The organism is Streptomyces sp. NPDC104381 (assembly GCF_055583745.1).
On the sequence record NZ_JBVJNK010000007.1, the window covers coordinates 26,255 to 43,118 of the forward strand.

17 protein-coding genes are annotated in these 16,864 nt (G+C 71.7%); 4 read left to right on the plus strand and 13 right to left on the minus strand.

Annotated features, from left to right (window positions below):
• Window position 1 precedes the first annotated feature (1 nt).
• Complete coding sequence (locus ACZ607_RS24435) at window positions 2–586, plus strand: TetR/AcrR family transcriptional regulator (RefSeq protein WP_469737799.1); 585 nt, start codon at window positions 2–4, stop codon at window positions 584–586.
• Between the two features lie 44 nt (window positions 587–630).
• Here ACZ607_RS24435 and ACZ607_RS24440 read toward each other — a convergent pair whose 3' ends face one another.
• Together ACZ607_RS24440 and ACZ607_RS24445 are read right to left on the minus strand one after the other, a co-directional pair.
• On the minus strand, window positions 631–1,353 hold the full coding sequence (locus ACZ607_RS24440; RefSeq protein WP_469737801.1) for a M23 family metallopeptidase: 723 nt from the start codon (window positions 1,351–1,353) through the stop codon (window positions 631–633).
• A gap of 971 nt (window positions 1,354–2,324) precedes the next feature.
• Window positions 2,325–4,850: an ATP-dependent Clp protease ATP-binding subunit gene (locus ACZ607_RS24445; RefSeq protein ID WP_469737803.1), complete on the minus strand. Its 2,526-nt coding sequence runs from the start codon at window positions 4,848–4,850 to the stop codon at window positions 2,325–2,327.
• A gap of 440 nt (window positions 4,851–5,290) precedes the next feature.
• Here ACZ607_RS24445 and ACZ607_RS24450 point away from each other — a divergent pair, with 440 nt between their 5' ends.
• Window positions 5,291–5,872, plus strand: a complete 582-nt coding sequence (locus ACZ607_RS24450; protein ID WP_469737805.1) for an SCO3374 family protein — start codon at window positions 5,291–5,293, stop codon at window positions 5,870–5,872.
• Here the strand turns inward: ACZ607_RS24450 and ACZ607_RS24455 are convergent.
• From ACZ607_RS24455 to ACZ607_RS24500, 10 genes are all read right to left on the minus strand, one after another.
• A complete protein-coding gene (locus ACZ607_RS24455) occupies window positions 5,851–6,186 on the minus strand; it encodes a histone-like nucleoid-structuring protein Lsr2 (protein WP_099173598.1) in 336 nt (111 codons plus the stop codon). The genes ACZ607_RS24450 and ACZ607_RS24455 overlap by 22 nt on opposite strands.
• Window positions 6,187–6,330: 144 nt before the next feature.
• Window positions 6,331–6,828 (minus strand): amino-acid N-acetyltransferase, encoded by a 498-nt coding sequence (locus tag ACZ607_RS24460; RefSeq protein WP_104791746.1) that lies wholly within the window; start codon window positions 6,826–6,828, stop codon window positions 6,331–6,333.
• A gap of 129 nt (window positions 6,829–6,957) precedes the next feature.
• Window positions 6,958–7,392: a BlaI/MecI/CopY family transcriptional regulator gene (locus ACZ607_RS24465; protein ID WP_469737808.1), complete on the minus strand. Its 435-nt coding sequence runs from the start codon at window positions 7,390–7,392 to the stop codon at window positions 6,958–6,960.
• A gap of 101 nt (window positions 7,393–7,493) precedes the next feature.
• Window positions 7,494–7,673: a hypothetical protein gene (locus ACZ607_RS24470; protein ID WP_104786906.1), complete on the minus strand. Its 180-nt coding sequence runs from the start codon at window positions 7,671–7,673 to the stop codon at window positions 7,494–7,496.
• 66 nt (window positions 7,674–7,739) lie between these two features.
• A complete protein-coding gene (locus ACZ607_RS24475; protein ID WP_469738531.1) occupies window positions 7,740–8,336 on the minus strand; it encodes a hypothetical protein in 597 nt (198 codons plus the stop codon).
• 140 nt (window positions 8,337–8,476) lie between these two features.
• A complete protein-coding gene (locus tag ACZ607_RS24480) occupies window positions 8,477–9,274 on the minus strand; it encodes a type III pantothenate kinase (RefSeq protein ID WP_031091045.1) in 798 nt (265 codons plus the stop codon).
• Window positions 9,274–10,320, minus strand: a complete 1,047-nt coding sequence (gene nadC, locus ACZ607_RS24485) for a carboxylating nicotinate-nucleotide diphosphorylase (RefSeq protein ID WP_469737811.1) — start codon at window positions 10,318–10,320, stop codon at window positions 9,274–9,276. The genes ACZ607_RS24480 and nadC overlap by 1 nt, the downstream gene beginning before the upstream one ends.
• A 2-nt stretch (window positions 10,321–10,322) precedes the next feature.
• A complete protein-coding gene (locus tag ACZ607_RS24490; RefSeq protein WP_469737813.1) occupies window positions 10,323–12,113 on the minus strand; it encodes an L-aspartate oxidase in 1,791 nt (596 codons plus the stop codon).
• Window positions 12,110–13,123, minus strand: coding sequence for a pantoate--beta-alanine ligase (gene panC, locus ACZ607_RS24495; RefSeq protein WP_469737815.1), 1,014 nt, complete (start codon window positions 13,121–13,123; stop codon window positions 12,110–12,112). Before panC ends, ACZ607_RS24490 begins: the two co-directional genes overlap by 4 nt.
• A complete protein-coding gene (locus tag ACZ607_RS24500) occupies window positions 13,120–14,094 on the minus strand; it encodes a Rossmann-like and DUF2520 domain-containing protein (RefSeq protein ID WP_469737817.1) in 975 nt (324 codons plus the stop codon). The genes panC and ACZ607_RS24500 overlap by 4 nt, the downstream gene beginning before the upstream one ends.
• Window positions 14,095–14,259: 165 nt before the next feature.
• Here ACZ607_RS24500 and ACZ607_RS24505 point away from each other — a divergent pair, with 165 nt between their 5' ends.
• Window positions 14,260–15,459 carry a threonine aldolase family protein gene (locus ACZ607_RS24505; RefSeq protein ID WP_469737819.1) on the plus strand — a complete coding sequence of 400 codons (1,200 nt, stop codon included), beginning with the start codon at window positions 14,260–14,262 and terminating at the stop codon, window positions 15,457–15,459.
• A 24-nt stretch (window positions 15,460–15,483) separates the two neighbouring features.
• Here the strand turns inward: ACZ607_RS24505 and ACZ607_RS24510 are convergent, their stop codons facing one another.
• On the minus strand, window positions 15,484–15,642 hold the full coding sequence (locus tag ACZ607_RS24510; protein ID WP_469737821.1) for a hypothetical protein: 159 nt from the start codon (window positions 15,640–15,642) through the stop codon (window positions 15,484–15,486).
• A 104-nt stretch (window positions 15,643–15,746) separates the two neighbouring features.
• On the opposite strand from ACZ607_RS24510, the gene ACZ607_RS24515 reads away from it, so the two are divergent.
• On the plus strand, window positions 15,747–16,859 hold the full coding sequence (locus ACZ607_RS24515; protein ID WP_469738533.1) for a DUF5937 family protein: 1,113 nt from the start codon (window positions 15,747–15,749) through the stop codon (window positions 16,857–16,859).
• Window positions 16,860–16,864 lie beyond the last annotated feature (5 nt).

A 16,864-nucleotide genomic window follows, 5' to 3' on the forward strand; every position in this document is an offset into this window, starting at 1 on the left:
CATGGGCAGCACGCCGCAGCCGCGCCGGGGCAACACCCGTCAGCGCATTCAGGACGTCGCCCTGAAACTCTTCGCCGAGCAGGGGTACGAGAAGACCTCGCTCCGCGAGATCGCCGAGCAGTTGCAGGTCACCAAGGCGGCGCTGTACTACCACTTCAAGACGAAGGAAGACATCCTCGTCAGCATCTTCGAGGACCTGAACAAGCCGGTCGAGGAGATCGTCGCCTGGGGCCAGGGCCAGCCGCGCACCCTGGAGACGAAGAAGGAGATCCTCTTCCGCTACAGCGAGGCGCTCAAGGCGGCGGCCCCGCTCTTCGTCTTCATGCAGGAGAACCAGGCGACGGTGCGCGAGCTCAGCATCGGCCACACCATGAAGGACCGGATCCACGCCCTGGTGGACCTGATCAAGGACCCGGACGCGCCGCTCACCGACCAGGTCCGCTGCTTCACCGCGCTCTTCGCGATGCACGCCGGGATGATGGCCCTCAAGGACGCCGAAGGCGACCCCGATGAGAAGCGCAAGGCTGCTCTCGAGGTCGCCGTCGAACTGGTGACCAAGGCCCATGACCCGGGGCCCGCCGCCTAGGACCTCCCGTTCAGGAGACCCCGGCGGCTACGGGGTGGTGCGCGTCAGACCTGGACGTGCACGGACTTCAGGTACGAGACCGGGTCGAGCGCGGAACCGTAGTTGGGCGAGGTCCGGATCTCGAAGTGCAGGTGCGGACCGCTGGAGTTACCGGTGTTGCCGGACTTGGCGATCTCGTCGCCGGTCTTCACACGGTCGCCGACCTTGACCTCGATCTTCGACAGGTGCGCGTACTGCGAGTACTTGCCGTTGGCGTGCTTGATCACGATGGCGTTGCCGTACGCGGGACCGTCGCCGCCACCGTTGGGGCCCGCCTTGACGACGCGGCCGGTGTGCGCGGCCTCGACCTTGGTGCCGATCGGCACGGCGAAGTCCTGACCGGAGTGCTTGTGGGCCCAGCGGTCACCGCCGGTGCCGTAGGTGGCGCTCAGCTCGTAGTGGCTGACCGGGGTCTCCCACGAGGCGGCCTTCTTCTTGGCAGCGGCCTTCTTCTTCGCGGCCGCCTTCTTCTCGGCGTCGGCCTTCTCGGCCTTGTCGGCCTTCGCCTTGGCGGCGGCCTTGCTCTGGGCGGTCGCCTGCTGGGCGACGGAGTCGGCGGTGGCCGCGCCGGCGAGGGCCGCGGAGTCCGCGGTGCCCGTCGTGCCGGACGCGAACGCCGCGCCCGCGCCGAACACCATCGACGCACCCAGGCCGGCGGCCACGACGGCGCCACTGACGCGGGACATGGACGGGCGGCGGGAGTGCTGGAACGTAACGCGCTTCGACATGCGGGGAGAACCTCCGGGGTGACTGAACCCGGCCGGTCGACCGGGCTTGCTCCACCTTGGTAACCCGCACCCCCCAGAACACTCAAACACCCCATCTACGATCAAAAGCCGTAGCCGGCGGGCCGGGAATTCATCGCGGCCACCGGCCCGGCGACAGCGGACGATCTTCCGCACAAATGGCGCGAAGCGGGTTTAACCCCAGTTCCCGAGGTGCCCTTGCGGGACATGGGCGCGAAATCCGGTCATATTCACCCAAACGCCGAAAGCCTCCTCCGGGGCGGGCCGAAGGTCCCACGGCCGGTCACCCCGACTTCTCCTAGGGCGGCTAGTAGGCCTCCGAGGGGCTGTGCGCCTTGTCACCGCCGGTGGGCCGGAAGCCTGCCCGTTTCGGGACCTTCGGCCCCGGGCCGCCCACGCGGTCCGACTGCGCCGTCGAGGCGGGCTGCCGGTCCCCACGGGGAGGTGCTGCCCGGGATCACCGCCAGGCCTCCCGGCGACAGCACGGCAGCCGTCCCCGAGGCCGCCCCCCTCCGACCCCGTACCGACGGGGGCGTACCCCTCCCGGGCCCGTACCGACGGCGAGAACGCGTACGGCCTGCCCGGACCCGCCTGCCCGGACCCGCCTGCCCGCACCCCGCATGCCTGGGCCCGCCCGTCCGGGCCCGCCTGGGCGGCCCGTCTGGATCCGCCCGCCCGGGCCCGCCTGAGCGACCGCCCGCCCGTGCCTGCCCGTCCGGGCCCACTTGCCCGGACCCGCCCGCCCGGGCTTGCCGCTCCCGGCCTGAAGAGGCGCAGCCCCGGTGCCGGACGCTCCCCGGCACGGCGCCACGGTCCGTCGGCTCTCAGCCGTCGGCCGTCAGCCGTGGAAGCGGGCCGGCTCGACGGGCAAGGGCTCCGAGCGCCGAAAAGGGGCTGCCCCGGACCGAAACCGGTCCGGGGCAGCCCCTGGGAACGCTCAGGCGCTACGCGCCCTACGCCTCCTTCGTCAGGTTCGGGCCGCCGCCCGCTGCCTGCTCGATCGGCGGGACGTCGGGCAGTGCCGACTTCTCCTCGCCTCGGAACGAGAACTTCTTCTCGTCCCCTTCGCCCTCGGTGCCCACGACCACGATGTGACCGGGACGCAGCTCGCCGAAGAGGATCTTCTCGGAGAGGACGTCCTCGATCTCGCGCTGGATCGTCCGGCGCAGCGGCCGGGCGCCCATCACGGGGTCGTAGCCCTTCTTCGCGAGGAGCGACTTGGCCTCGGCACTGAGCTCGATGCCCATGTCGCGGTCCTTCAGACGCTCATCCACCTTGGCGACCATCAGGTCGACGATCTGGATGATGTCTTCCTCGGTGAGCTGGTGGAAGACCACCGTGTCGTCGACACGGTTGAGGAACTCAGGCCGGAAATGCTGCTTGAGCTCGTCGTTGACCTTGACCTTCATCCGCTCGTAGTTCGTCTTGACGTCACCCTGGGCGGCGAAGCCCAGGTTGAAGCCCTTCGAGATGTCCCTGGTCCCGAGGTTGGTCGTCATGATGATGACCGTGTTCTTGAAGTCCACGACCCGGCCCTGGGAGTCGGTCAGACGACCGTCTTCCAGAATCTGGAGCAGGGAATTGAAGATATCGGGGTGGGCCTTCTCGACCTCGTCGAAGAGGACGACGGAGAACGGCTTGCGGCGCACCTTCTCGGTGAGCTGGCCGCCCTCTTCGTAGCCCACGTAACCGGGGGGCGAACCGAAGAGACGGGAAACCGTGTGCTTCTCGCTGAACTCCGACATGTCGAGGGAGATCAGCGCGTCCTCGTCACCGAAGAGGAATTCGGCGAGCGTCTTGGAGAGCTCCGTCTTACCGACACCGGACGGGCCGGCGAAGATGAACGAGCCACCGGGGCGCTTGGGGTCCTTCAGACCCGCTCGCGTACGGCGGATCGCCTGCGACAGGGCCTTGATGGCGTCCTTCTGGCCGATGACGCGCTTGTGGAGCTCGTCCTCCATGCGCAGCAGACGCGAGGACTCCTCCTCGGTCAGCTTGAAGACCGGGATGCCGGTGGCGGTCGCCAGGACCTCGGCGATCAGCTCGCCGTCGACCTCGGCGACGACGTCCATGTCGCCGGCCTTCCACTCCTTCTCCCGCTTGGTCTTCGCCGCCAGCAGCTGCTTCTCCTTGTCGCGGAGCGAAGCTGCCTTCTCGAAGTCCTGGGAGTCGATCGCCGACTCCTTGTCGCGGCGGACACCCGCGATCTTCTCGTCGAACTCGCGGAGGTCCGGCGGCGCGGTCATCCGGCGGATGCGCATCCGCGAGCCGGCCTCGTCGATCAGGTCGATCGCCTTGTCCGGCAGGAAGCGGTCCGAGATGTAGCGGTCGGCCAGGGTGGCGGCCTGGACCAGCGCCTCGTCCGTGATGGAGACCCTGTGGTGGGCCTCGTAACGGTCGCGCAGACCCTTGAGGATCTCGATGGTGTGCGGCAGCGAAGGCTCCGCGACCTGGATGGGCTGGAAGCGGCGCTCGAGCGCGGCGTCCTTCTCCAGGTGCTTGCGGTACTCGTCCAGCGTCGTGGCACCGATGGTCTGGAGCTCGCCTCGCGCCAGCATCGGCTTGAGGATGCTCGCGGCGTCGATCGCGCCCTCGGCGGCGCCCGCACCCACCAGGGTGTGGAGCTCGTCGATGAACAGGATGATGTCGCCGCGGGTGCGGATCTCCTTGAGGACCTTCTTCAGGCGCTCCTCGAAGTCACCGCGGTAGCGGGAACCCGCCACCAGGGCGCCGAGGTCCAGGGTGTAGAGGTGCTTGTCCTTGAGGGTCTCGGGCACCTCGCCCTTGACGATGGCCTGCGCCAGGCCCTCGACGACCGCCGTCTTGCCGACGCCGGGCTCGCCGATGAGAACCGGGTTGTTCTTGGTACGGCGGGACAGCACCTGCATGACCCGCTCGATCTCCTTCTCGCGCCCGATGACCGGGTCGAGCTTGGACTCACGAGCGGCCTGGGTGAGATTCCGGCCGAACTGGTCGAGCACCAGGGACGTGGAGGGCGTGCCCTCCGCGGGGCCGCCCGCTGTGGCCGCCTCCTTGCCTCCCGAGTACCCGGAGAGCAGCTGGATGACCTGCTGCCGCACCCGGTTCAGGTCGGCGCCCAGCTTCACGAGAACCTGGGCTGCGACGCCCTCGCCCTCGCGGATCAGGCCGAGCAGGATGTGCTCCGTGCCGATGTAGTTGTGGCCGAGCTGAAGTGCCTCACGGAGCGACAGCTCCAGGACCTTCTTCGCCCGGGGGGTGAAGGGGATGTGCCCGGACGGGGCCTGCTGGCCCTGACCGATGATCTCCTCCACCTGCTGGCGGACCGCCTCGAGCGAAATCCCGAGGCTCTCCAGGGCCTTAGCGGCGACACCCTCACCCTCGTGGATCAGGCCCAGGAGGATGTGCTCGGTGCCGATGTAGTTGTGGTTGAGCATCCGGGCTTCTTCCTGAGCCAGGACGACAACCCGCCGCGCGCGGTCGGTGAACCTCTCGAACATCGTTAATCGCTCCTCAGAGCGGTCAGGCAGTAAGGGGTCGGTCCCCTCCCTGTCCTTCCGCAGCTTAGTCCCGCAAGCGGGGACCGCTCATTTCAACTGCCGACACCCGGCCCTGCTTCCTGGCGGATACCCCGCCCCGAACGCCGACAACTGCTCCAACCCGATGGTGCGAGACGATGTTCCCGCAGGCCAGGCAGATAGCCCTTTCGCCAGTACGCCGATGGCGAACGTGAGACGTTTTTGCCCGCGTGTCGCCCCTTCCCACTAGGGATGTCTTACCCGCACCCACTGACAGTCCATGCGGCGCACCCCCGTTTACTCCGCTACGGGCGAACAACAACGCGCCGCCGAAGGCCTCCACGCGCCCCCGTGGCGGACACACAGCGCAGTCGATCATGCGCGTCGCGTAACTCCGGGGCCGGTTCGGCGGTTCATCGGGCATGGCTTCCCTCGTCCCGCCTCCCCGCTCGTCGCCGGAGCGCGACACCGCGCAGTGGTACGTCCGCGAACTCGACTGGGCCACGGAGGGCACGGCACCGGTGCGGCTGCTGACGGGGCTGCGCTTCGACGTCCTGGAGCTGCCGGCCGCGGCAGGTCACGCGGCGCTGCGCAGGATCGGGCGTACCGGTCCGGTGGCGCTGGCGGGGCGGCGGATGCGGCTGCTGGTGGCCGCGGGCGGCGCGGACGAGCTGCCGGGGCTGCTCGACTGGCTGGAGTGGGGCGGCATCGCCCTCGATCTGACCGCCATCGGCGCCGGCGGGCACATCACGGCCCCGGTGCCGCCGGGTGGTGCGGCGGGCCCGCCGGGGACCGCGGTCTGGCTGCGGCCCCCCGGATCGCGCCAGGAGGTGGAACCTTCACTCCCGGCCCTCGGCGGCCTCGGGAGCAGGGGTGGGGGTGCTCCCGATCTCGTACGACTCGTGGACGCGGCGGCGACGGAATGCCACCGGGCCAGGCTCACTCACGCCCGGACACACCTGTGGGCCCATCGGCCGACAGGTCAGCCGTTCGCCTTCTCGTAGGCCTCACGGATCTCGGCGGGGACACGGCCGCGGTCGTTCACGTTGTGGCCGTTCTCGCGGGCCCACCGACGGATCTCGGCGGTGTCCTTGTTTCCACCGGTGACGGCGCGGCCCTTGCCACGGCCGGTCGCGGCACGGCCGCCGGTGCGGCGTCCGCTCTTGGTGTACGGCTCGAGAAGACCACGGAGCTTGTCCGCGTTGCTCGTGGTGAGGTCGATCTCGTACGTCTTGCCATCCAGGGCGAACGTGACGGTCTCGTCCGCCTCGCCACCGTCGAGGTCATCAACAAGAAGGACCTGAACCTTCTGTGCCACCGGATTTCCTTTCATCGAAAATGCAGTACGCGGAAAGGAAACCGCTTTTCACCGGAAAACACAAACCCCTGGGAGAGGTTCAGGAGCGCAAGAGCACGGGAAACATGCGCGATTCGGACATAGGGTTCCGGCAACTTCCGCCGTTCACAGGTGCAGAAGCATCCGGCTGTTGCCCAAGGTGTTCGGCTTCACTCGTTCGAGGCCCAGGAACTCGGCGACACCCTCGTCATAGGAACGCAGCAGCTCGCTGTAGACATCTCCGTCGACCGGCGTCTCTCCGATCTCGGTGAAGCCGTGCGCGGCGAAGAAGTCGACTTCGAACGTGAGACAGAAAACCCGGCGGACACCGAGCCAGCGCGCGGTCTGCAGGAGCTTGTCCAGGACCTGGTGTCCGACACCGGCGCCCTTGATGGCGTGGTCGACGGCGAGAGTACGGACTTCGGCGAGGTCTTCCCACATCACGTGCAGTGCGCCGCAGCCGATGACACGGGCGTCCTCGTCGCGTTCGGCGACCCAGAACTCCTGGATGTCCTCGTAAAGGGTGACGGTCGCTTTGTCGAGCAGGATGCCTTCGGAGACGTAGCCGTCAAGGAGGCCGCGGACCGACGCCACATCGCTCGTCCTGGCACGGCGGACGGTGATGGCCGGCTTATTTACCGACGGGCCGGTATGAAGTTCTGAGGGAGATCCGGTTTCCGCACCGGTATGCGCCCCGGTTTGCGACTCGGTGCGGTGCTCGGTTTGCGGTTGCTCTGAGGACATCCCCCGACGCTATCGCCCGCTCTCCGGCGGCGCTTCATCGGCCGCACCCCTGTCATCGGGCGGGCTCCCGTCCGGTTCGGGGAAGGCGGGCGCGACGACGCGCATCGCATCACGGAGAGCCTCGCGCTGCTCGGCGGACATCATGCCGAAGAAGGCGACCAGTGCGGCCGCGGGGTTGTCACTCTGCGACCAGGCTTCGTTCATCAGTGCGGCCGAGTATGCGGCGCGGGTGGAGACCGCCGTATATCGATATGCCCGGCCATCCACTTCCCGGCGGACCCAGCCCTTCTGATGGAGATTGTCCATTACCGTCATGACGGTCGTGTACGCGATGGACCGTTCCTGTTGAAGGTCCTCGAGAACTTCCCGCACGGTGACCGGGCGGTTCCATTGCCAGACCCGTGTCATCACGGTGTCTTCCAGCTCTCCCAATTGGCGGGGCACACCGTCACCTTAGTGCTAGATGTCCGGAATGGGATAATTCTGGGACGGGAAAAGGGCGCACGACTCCGGGGAGTCGTGCGCCCTTCGTGCTCGGGTCCGGGTCAGGCGCCCTCGGGCCTCGGAGCCTGCCGGGCCGATTCGGCGCGGGCGAGGGCCGCGTCCACCGCGGCGTCCTCCTTGGCCTTGTTCGGGCCGCCCTGGCTCTTGATGATCGTCCTGACGAGGCCGATGAAGAAGACGGCCATCACCACGGGGGGAACGAGCGCGGATACGTAGTCCATGCCGTCCAGGGTAGCGAGCCCGGCATTCCGGCCACTCCCGGGCACCCCTCCGGCGCGCCGGTCCGCTCAGGACACCGCGCGCTCCTCCGGCGGCGGCGCCGGAACCGGCCGGCGACGGGGCGGGAAGACCTCCGACGGCTTCGGCATCGGACGCTCCCCCGGAGCCGGCTGACGGGCGGGCTCGGCGGGCCGCAACGGGGTACGGGGCCGCTCGGGCTCCTTCGCCGCCGCCAGGCCACCGCGCAGGGCCAGCAGCCGTCCGCGCGGCGCGGGTGGCGTCACGGGCGCCGCACGACCGGCCAGGCGCGCCCGCACCGAGCGCTCCGCGAGCACCTGGCAGCGCTCCAGCAGGGCCGCGGCGACCGGTCCGGCGCGCAGGGCGCGCAGGGCCGCGAGGTCGTCCGGGCGCGGGTCGTAGCCGGCCGCGAGGGCGTCCTGGAGGAGTTCCAGGTAGCCGCTGAGCGAGCCGGGGAGCGCGTCGCGGTAACGGGCGAGATCGGCGAGGAGGAAGGCGCGGAGCCGGCCCGCCTCGCTCACCACCTCGTCCACCGCGCCCGCGAGGCGCAGGCAGTCCTGGACATCCTCTTCGGGCAGGGGCGTGGGGTGGAGGGCGTTGGCGAGAGCACGTCGGAGCACCCGGAGCTCGTCCGCGCTGAACGCCATGCCGCCGCGTGATCCGTAGGGCGTGGGCATGCCGCGACAATACGTGCTAAATGGACAAAATCGGCTTAACCAACTGCTCGGCGGCGCGGCGTCGTGCCCCGCGCCGCCGGGTCGTTCCCGCAGGTGACCGCAGGCGCGTCCTACATCCGGGCGATGTTGCGCTCGTACACGAGGCGCAGCCCGATGAGCGTCAGCCAGGGCTCGTGCTCGTCGATGACGGAGGACTCACCCAACACCATCGGAGCAAGGCCGCCGGTCGCGATGACGGTGACCTCGTCGGGGTCGGCCGCCAGCTCCTTCTTCATGCGCTCGACCACGCCGTCGATCTGGCCGGCGAAGCCGTACACGATGCCGGACTGCATGGCCTCGACGGTGTTCTTGCCGATGACGCTGCGGGGACGGGCCAGCTCGATCTTGCGGAGCTGGGCGCCCTTCACGCCGAGGGCCTCCACGGAGATCTCGATGCCCGGGGCGATCACCCCGCCCGTGTACTCGCCCCGCGCGGAGACCGCGTCGAACGTCGTGGCCGTGCCGAGGTCGACGACGATGGCCGGGCCGCCGTAGAGCTCGACCGCGGCGACCGCGTTGATGATGCGGTCCGCGCCGACCTCCTTGGGGTTGTCCGTGAGGACCGGGACGCCGGTCTTCACCCCCGGCTCCACGAGGACCGCCGGGACGTCGCCGTAGTAGCGGCGGGTGACCTCGCGGAGCTCGTGGAGAACGGCCGGGACGGTCGAGCAGATCGCGATGCCCTCGATGCCGTCGCCCAGCTCGACCCCGAGCAGCGGGTGCATCCCCATCAGCCCCTGGAGCAGGACGGCGAGTTCGTCGGCGGTGCGCCGGGCGTCGGTGGAGATCCGCCAGTGCTCGACGATCTCCTCGCCGTCGAACAGCCCGAGCACGGTGTGGGAGTTGCCCACGTCGATGGTGAGCAGCATCAGGCGTCGGCCCCGTCGGTCGCCGCCGCGTCGCGGAAGTCCAGGCCGATGTCGAGGATCGGCGAGGAGTGCGTGAGCGCGCCGACGGCCAGGTAGTCGACCCCGGCCTCGGCGTAGGCGCGGGCCGAGTCGAGGGTGAGCCGGCCCGAGGACTCCAGCACCGCGCGGCCGCCGACGAGGGCGACGGCCTCGGCGGTTCCGGCCGGGGTGAAGTTGTCCAGCAGGATCAGGTCGGCCCCTGCGGCGATGACCTCGCGGACCTGCTCCAGGGTGTCGACCTCGACCTCGATCGCGAGCTCCGGGAACGCCTTCCTGACCCGCTGGAACGCCTCCGCGACGCCCCCCGCCGCGATCACGTGGTTGTCCTTGACCAGCGCCGCGTCCACGAGCGACATGCGGTGGTTGACCCCGCCGCCGCAGCGCACCGCGTACTTCTCCAGCGCGCGCAGCCCCGGAGTGGTCTTGCGGGTGTCGCGGACCTTCGCCTTCGTACCGTCGAGCACGTCGGCCCAGGCGCGGGTCGCGGTCGCGATGCCGGAGAGCCGGCACAGCAGGTTGAGCGCGCTGCGCTCGCCGGTGAGCAGGTCGCGGGTGCGGGTGGTCACCGTGAGCAGCTTCTGGCCGGGGACGACGCGGTCGCCGTCCTCCACGTGGCGCTCGACCTCGAACTCATCGGTACAGACGATGGAGAGGACGGCCTCGGCCACGCGCAGACCCGCGACGACGCCGGCCTCACGCGCGGTGAAGTCGCCGGTGGCGACGGCGTCCTCCGGGACGGTCGCCACGGTGGTGACGTCCTCGCCGCCGTCGAGGTCCTCCTCGATCGCGACGTGGGCGATGTCCTCGACCTGGACGGGGTCCAGTCCGGCGTCCGCCAGGAGCTGGGCCAGCGCGGGGTCGAGACCGCACTCCAGGCCGTCGGGGTCGTAGCCGTCACCGCAGCCGCAGCCGTCGCCGCAGCCCCCACCGGACTCGGCGGGTGCGCCGATGTGGATCAGCGGTACGTCCACAGGTGTGGGGCGCGGATTCTCTTCGGGCGTGCTCACGGTTACGGCTCCTCGGGGGCGTCGGCGGGCTGGTTCTGGAGGCGGTGGGGGTCGGGCGGTGCGGTGTCCGGCGCATCCGCGGGGGCCGACGGACGTACGGGCGGGAACGCGGCGCCGTCCGTCGTACGGACGGCGGGCCGCCCGTCCGGGGTGACGCGGACGACGAGGTGGCGGCGCCAGGCGGTGTCGTCGCGGTCGGGGTGGTCCTCGCGCCAGTGGCAGCCGCGGGTCTCCTCGCGCTGCTGTGCGGCGGCGACCAGGACCCGGGAGACGAGCAGCAGGTTCGTGGCCTCCCACGCCTCCACCCCCGGTACGGCGTCCTTCGGGCCGTCCTCCTCGGTGGTGGCGGTACGCCCGAGCGCCTCCAGTTCCCCGGCGGCGGTGGCGAGGCTGCCGGCGGAGCGGATCACCCCGGCGCCCCGGGTCATGATGCGCTGGATCGTGGTCCGCGACTCCGCGGTGAGCAGCGGCACGGTGGGGGCCGCCGGGCCGGGGCCGGCCTCGGGGGCGGGCCGGGCGGCGTCACCGGAACCGGCCCGCCGTCCGTCCGCCGCGTCGGCGATCCCGGCCGCGATGCGCTCGGCGAAGACGAGCCCCTCCAGGAGGGAGTTGGACGCCAGCCGGTTCGCGCCGTGCACCCCCGTGCAGGCGACCTCGCCGCAGGCGTACAGGCCGGGGACGGTCGTACGGCCGCGGAGGTCCGTACGCACCCCGCCCGAGGCGTAGTGCGCGGCGGGGGCCACCGGGATCGGCTGCGTGACGGGGTCGATCCCGTGCGCGCGGCAGGCGGCGAGGATCGTCGGGAAGCGCCGCTCCCACATCTCGGCGCCGAAGTGCCGGGCGTCGAGATACATGTGCTCGGTGCCCTGGAGGAGCATCTGGCGGGTGATGGCCTTGGCGACGATGTCGCGGGGCGCCAGCTCCGCCAGCTCGTGCTGCCCGAGCATGAAGCGGGTCCCCGAGGCGTCGACGAGGTGGGCGCCCTCGCCCCGTACGGCCTCGGACACCAGGGGCTGCTGGCCCTCGGAGTCGGCGCCGAGAAACAGGACGGTCGGATGGAACTGGACGAATTCCAGGTCCGACACCTCGGCGCCCGCGCGCAGCGCCAGCGCCACCCCGTCACCCGTGGAGACCGGCGGGTTGGTGGTGGCGGAGAAGACCTGGCCCATGCCGCCGGTGGCGAGGACCACGGCCGGGGCGCGGACCGCCCCGACACCGTCGTGCTGGCCCTCGCCCATGACGTGCAGGGTGACGCCCTCCGTACGGCCTTCGGCGTCGGTGAGCAGATCCAGGACCAGCGCGTTCTCGATGGTGTGCAGGGCTGCGGAGCGGACCGCCCCGACCAGGGCGCGGGAGATCTCGGCGCCCGTGGCGTCGCCCCCCGCGTGCGCGATGCGGCGGCGGTGGTGGCCGCCCTCGCGGGTCAGGGCGATCGCGCCGGTGTCGGTGGTGTCGAAGTGCGCGCCGGTCTCGATCAGCCGGCGGACGGCGCCGGGGCCCTCGGTGACCAGGGCGCGCACCGCCGCCTCGTCGCAGAGGCCGACCCCGGCGACCAGGGTGTCGTCGAGGTGCTGCTCGGGGGTGTCCCCCTCGCCGAGCGCGGCGGCGATGCCGCCCTGCGCCCAGCGGGTGGAGCCGTCGTCGAGGCGGGCCTTGGTGACGACCACGGTCGCCAGGCCGGCCGCGGCGCAGCGCAGTGCGGTGGTGAGACCGGCCACGCCGGAGCCGACCACGACGACGTCCGCGTCGATGGCCCAGCCGGGGGCGGGGGCGGTCAGCCGTATTCCGGTCACGTGAGCGCTCCGAGGGTCAGCGGGATGTTGTCGATCAGGCGGGTGGCCCCCACCCGCGCGGCGACGGCGAGGACCGCCTCGCCGCTGACACGGTCGTCGGGGACGTCGGTGAAGTCCGCCGGGTCCACGAGGGCCACGTAGTCCAGGGTGAGGGGTGCCTCGTCCTCGGCCGCCTCGTCCAGGACCGCGCGTGCGGCGTCCAGCACCGCGGCGGGCGCGACGGTCGGCCGGGCCAGCGCCACGGCCTGGGTGTCGGCGGCCGCGCGGGCCTCGCCGAGCCGGTTCAGCGCGTCGGCCCGGCCGTCGCGCTCGGGGAGCGTACGGGCGCGGGCGTGCAGCGTCTGCTGGGCGACCAGCCGGTCCCGGGCCGCGAACAGGGCCCTGGGCAGGGCCAGCGCGGTCCGGCGCTCCTCGGCGGAGAGGAAGCGGTTACGGCTGGAGAGCGCGAGGCCGTCGGGGTCGCGGACGGTCGGCACCGCCACGATGTCGATGCCGAAGTTGAGGTCACGCACCATGCGGCGGACGAGCGCCAGCTGCTGGGCGTCCTTCTGCCCGAAGAACGCGGCGTCCGGCCGGGTCAGGTGCAGGAGCTTGGCGACGACGGTGAGCATCCCGTCGAAGTGCCCGGGGCGGGCGGCGCCTTCGAGCCGCTCGCCCATGGGCCCCGCGGTGATCCTGACCTGCGGCTCACCGCCGGGATAGACCTCGTCGACGGAGGGGGCGAAGACCGCGTCGGCACCGGCTCCGGAGGCGACGGCGAGGTCGGCGTCCAGCGTGCGCGGATAGCGGTCGAGGTCGGCGGCCTCACCGAACTGGAGCGGGTTGACGAAGACGGTGACCACGACCTGGCCTTCGGGCCCCGTGGCCTCGCGCGCCGCGCGGATCAGGGTGGCGTGGCCGTCGTGGAGCGCGCCCATCGTCATGACGACGGCGCGGCGTGCCCCGGAGGGCCGGCGGAGGGCCTCCAGCTCGGCGGCCGAGCGCAGCAGGGTGGCGGGTGCGGTGTTCATCGCTTCTCCCCCGGTCCGGATCCGTCCGGTCCGTGTGTTCCGTTCGTGCCGTTCACGGCGTTGCTGTCGGACAGGACGCCGAGGAGGTCCTCGGCGAACTCCGGCTTGAGCAGGCCGTGGTCGAGGGCGCGGTCCGCCGTGGCACGCGCCATGGCGAGGTATCCGGCGACCGTCTGCGGCGCGTGGGCGCGCAGCTCGCGGATGTGCGCGGACACCGTCCCGGCGTCGCCCCGGGCGACGGGGCCGGTCAGCGCCGCGTCACCGGAGCGCAGGGCGTTGTCGAGGGCGGCCCCGAGGAGGGGGCCGAGCATCCGGTCGGGCGCGCCCACCCCGGCCTTGCGGAGCAGGTCCATGGACTGTGCGACGAGGGTGACCAGGTGGTTCGCCCCGAGGGCGAGGGCCGCGTGGTAGAGCGGCCGGGACTCCTCGGCGATCCACTCGGGCTCGCCGCCCATCTCGATGACGAGCGCCTCGGCGGCGAGCCTGAGCTCCTCGGGGGCGGTCACCCCGAAGGAACAGCCCGCCAGCCGCTGGACGTCGACGGAGGTGCCGGTGAAGGTCATCGCCGGATGCAGGGCGAGCGGGAGGGCGCCGGCCCGCAGCGCGGGGTCGAGCACCTTCGTCCCGTACCGACCGGAGGTGTGGACGAGCAGCTGGCCCGGCCGTACGGCGCCGGTCTCGGCGAGGCCCTCGACCAGGCCGGGCAGCGCGTCGTCGGGGACGGTCAGCAGCACGAGCTCGGCCCGTGCGAGGACCTCGGCCGGGGTCACCAGAGGGACGTCGGGGAGCAGCGCGGCGGCCCGGCGCACGGATGCGTCGGAGACGCCCGACACGGCGACCGGGCGGTGCCCGGCGAGCTGCAGCGATGCGGCGAGGGCGGGGCCGACCCGGCCCGCGCCGACGACGCCGACGGTGAGACGGGCGGGGCGGTCCCTCGCGTCGAGGGATTCCTTGGAAACTGATGCGTTCACGCGGCGGTGGCCTTCCGTTCCAGTCCGCGGGGGGTACCGGACGATTCCTCTGCATGCTACGCCAGCGTTTCGTACCGCACACCGATCATCCACAGCCTGTGGATAACTTTTGGCGACGGAGAACCCGGAATGGGCGGCACCGGCGGCCCGGGTGATGATCGTCCCATGGGAGACACCGACGAGCAGGAGCAGCGACACCGCAGGCTGACCGCGTGGCAGCGGTCGGGAAGGGTGCTGGCCCGGATGTCCGCGGACCACACGCTGGCCGGACGGCTGGCCGCGCTGGCCGCCGACGCCGGCACGGTCCACGACCTGGGCGGGTGGACGGATGTGTACGGCGGCGGGGTCGTCGCCGAGGTCGAGCGGCGCACCGCCGATCTGCTGGGCATGGAGGCCGCCGCGTTCTTCCCGACCGGGACGATGGCCCAGCAGGTGGCGCTGCGGTGCTGGGCGGGGCGTACGGGCAATCCGACGGTGGCGCTGCACCCCCTGGCCCACCCGGAGGTGCACGAACGCGGCGCGCTGGCCGCCGTGAGCGGGCTGCGCACGGTGCATCCGACGACCGCGCCCCGCCCGGCCACGGCGGACGAGATCCGGGACCTCCCCGAGCCGTTCGGCACGCTGATGCTGGAGCTGCCGCTGCGCGACGCGGGCTTCGTCCTGCCCACCTGGGAGGAGTTGCGGGCCGTCGTGGCCGCCGCCCGGGAGCGGGACGCCGTGGTGCACCTGGACGGGGCGCGCCTGTGGGAGTGCACGGCGCACCTCGGGCGGGGCCTGCCGGAGATCGCGGCGCTCGCCGACAGTGTGTACGTGTCCTTCTACAAGTCCCTGGACGGTCTGTCCGGAGCCGTGCTCGCCGGCCCCGAGTCCCTGGTCGAGGAGGCGAGGACCTGGCGCCACCGGTACGGCGGCCAGGTCTTCCAGCAGTATCCGGCGGCGCTCTCCGCCCTGCTGGGCCTGGAGCGTGAGCTGCCGAGGCTGCCGTCGTACGTGGCCCACGCGAAGGTGGTCGCGGGCGCCCTGGCGGAGGGCCTCGCCGGATCGGCGGTGCCGTGGTTCCGGGTGCATCCCGAGCCGCCGCACACGCACCAGTTCCAGGTCTGGCTGCCGTACGCCGCGGACGTGCTGGACGAGGCGTCGGTGCGGCAGGCCGAGGAGACGGGCGTGACGCTCTTCCGACGCTGGTTCGCCGCTCCGGCGGGGCCGCCCGGACTCTCGTTCACGGAGGTCACGGTGGCGGCGCCGGGGCTGGAGTGGACGGCCGGCGACGTACGGGCGGCGGTGACGGATTTCGTGACGCGCCTCCAGGAGGAAGAGGAGGAAGCGACGCGGCCTCAGGAGGCACCGGCGCGGCCTCAGGCGTAGGGCGCCGAGGGAAAGCGCGCGGCCTCAGGCGTAGGGCGGCCGGTGCGCGGCCGCCCAGGCGCGGATACGCCTGCGGAGGCCGCGCAGCACCTCCCGGTCGTGCGTGCCGGGCACCGGCGGCGGTGCCTCACCGTGCCGCGCGGCGCGCCAGCTGTCGAGCATGTGCTGCTGAACGATGTCCATGGATCCAGCCTGGCTCCGCCCCGGCGGCCCCGCCCGTGGATTGACGGCCGTCGTCAAGTGGCGACGGTCTGCGCCCCCGCACCCCGCACCATGGAGGGGTGAGCGTGCACATCGACATCGCCGGCCTGCCTCCCGAGCGCATCGTTTTCGAGACGTCCCCCCTCGCCGAGCTGGGGCTGGCCCTCCACGCGCTCTCCGAGCCCGGTCACCATCCCGGCCTGCACGGCTGGGCGACCGCGACCTCCGCGGCCCTGGAGCCGGACCTCGCGGACCGGCTGCACGAGGCGGAGTTCCTGTGGCGGAACACCTTCTCCGACGTCTTCATGCCCTTCGCCGGGGTCCGCGGCGGCGACGGCAGGACCGGCGCGACCCTCGCCGAGGACCTGGACATCCTGGACAAGCTCGACGACGAGCGGTTCGTCTCGGCCGCCCTGGAGTTCACCTGCGCGAGCCTGTACGGAACGGGCGCGCCCTCACCCCTCACCGACACCTGGATGCGGACCCGCGCGCTCGACATGGCGGCGGCCCGGGGGCCGAAGCAGCTGGACTTCACCCGGCAGCTGCTGGCCGACCCCGGCTCCGTACGCGGCTGGGTCAGGCGTCTCCTGGAGGACTGCGACCGCGCCTTCTTCGCCGACACCTGGCGGCGGGTCCAGGTCCAGCTGGTCGCCGACGCCCGGCACAAGACCGAGGTGCTGCGGCACAAGGGCGTCGGCGCGGCCCTGGGTGCCGTCTCCGCGGCCCTGTCGCTGGACGAGGAGACCGGCAGGATCAGCGCCGACAAGCTGACCACGGGCCGGGCCGAGGCCACCGGATCGGAGGCCGGCAGCGGCCTCACCCTCATCCCGACGAGCTTCGGCTGGCCGCATCTGATGGTGCTGCACGCCCCCGGCTGGCGCCCGGTGATCCACTACCCGGTGCACCGCCCCGAACTGCCCTCCCCCGCCTCCGTCGAGCTGCTCCAGCTCCGGATGGAGGCGCTGGCCCACCCCATGCGGATGCGGCTCTGCCGCAACCTGGCCCGGTCCCCGTCCACCACCGGTGAACTCGCCGACGCGCACGGCATCACGCCTCCCGAGGTCTCCCGCCACCTGGCGGTGCTCAAGAAGGCCGGGCTGGTCACCACACGGCGGCGCGGCCGGTACGTCCTGCACTCGCTGGACCTGACGGTCGTGGCCCGCCTGGGCAGCGACTTCCTGGAGGGCGTGCTGCGCTGACGGCG

Coding starts and splice junctions, on each gene's coding strand:
- ACZ607_RS24435 (WP_469737799.1), top strand. CDS start 2: ATGGGCAGCACGCCGCAGCCGCGCCGGGGCAACACCCGTCAGCGCATT.
- ACZ607_RS24440 (WP_469737801.1), bottom strand. CDS start 1,353: ATGTCGAAGCGCGTTACGTTCCAGCACTCCCGCCGCCCGTCCATGTCC.
- ACZ607_RS24445 (WP_469737803.1), bottom strand. CDS start 4,850: ATGTTCGAGAGGTTCACCGACCGCGCGCGGCGGGTTGTCGTCCTGGCT.
- ACZ607_RS24450 (WP_469737805.1), top strand. CDS start 5,291: ATGGCTTCCCTCGTCCCGCCTCCCCGCTCGTCGCCGGAGCGCGACACC.
- ACZ607_RS24470 (WP_104786906.1), bottom strand. CDS start 7,673: ATGGACTACGTATCCGCGCTCGTTCCCCCCGTGGTGATGGCCGTCTTC.
- ACZ607_RS24475 (WP_469738531.1), bottom strand. CDS start 8,336: ATGGCGTTCAGCGCGGACGAGCTCCGGGTGCTCCGACGTGCTCTCGCC.
- ACZ607_RS24480 (WP_031091045.1), bottom strand. CDS start 9,274: ATGCTGCTCACCATCGACGTGGGCAACTCCCACACCGTGCTCGGGCTG.
- panC (WP_469737815.1), bottom strand. CDS start 13,123: ATGAACACCGCACCCGCCACCCTGCTGCGCTCGGCCGCCGAGCTGGAG.
- ACZ607_RS24505 (WP_469737819.1), top strand. CDS start 14,260: ATGGGAGACACCGACGAGCAGGAGCAGCGACACCGCAGGCTGACCGCG.
- ACZ607_RS24510 (WP_469737821.1), bottom strand. CDS start 15,642: ATGGACATCGTTCAGCAGCACATGCTCGACAGCTGGCGCGCCGCGCGG.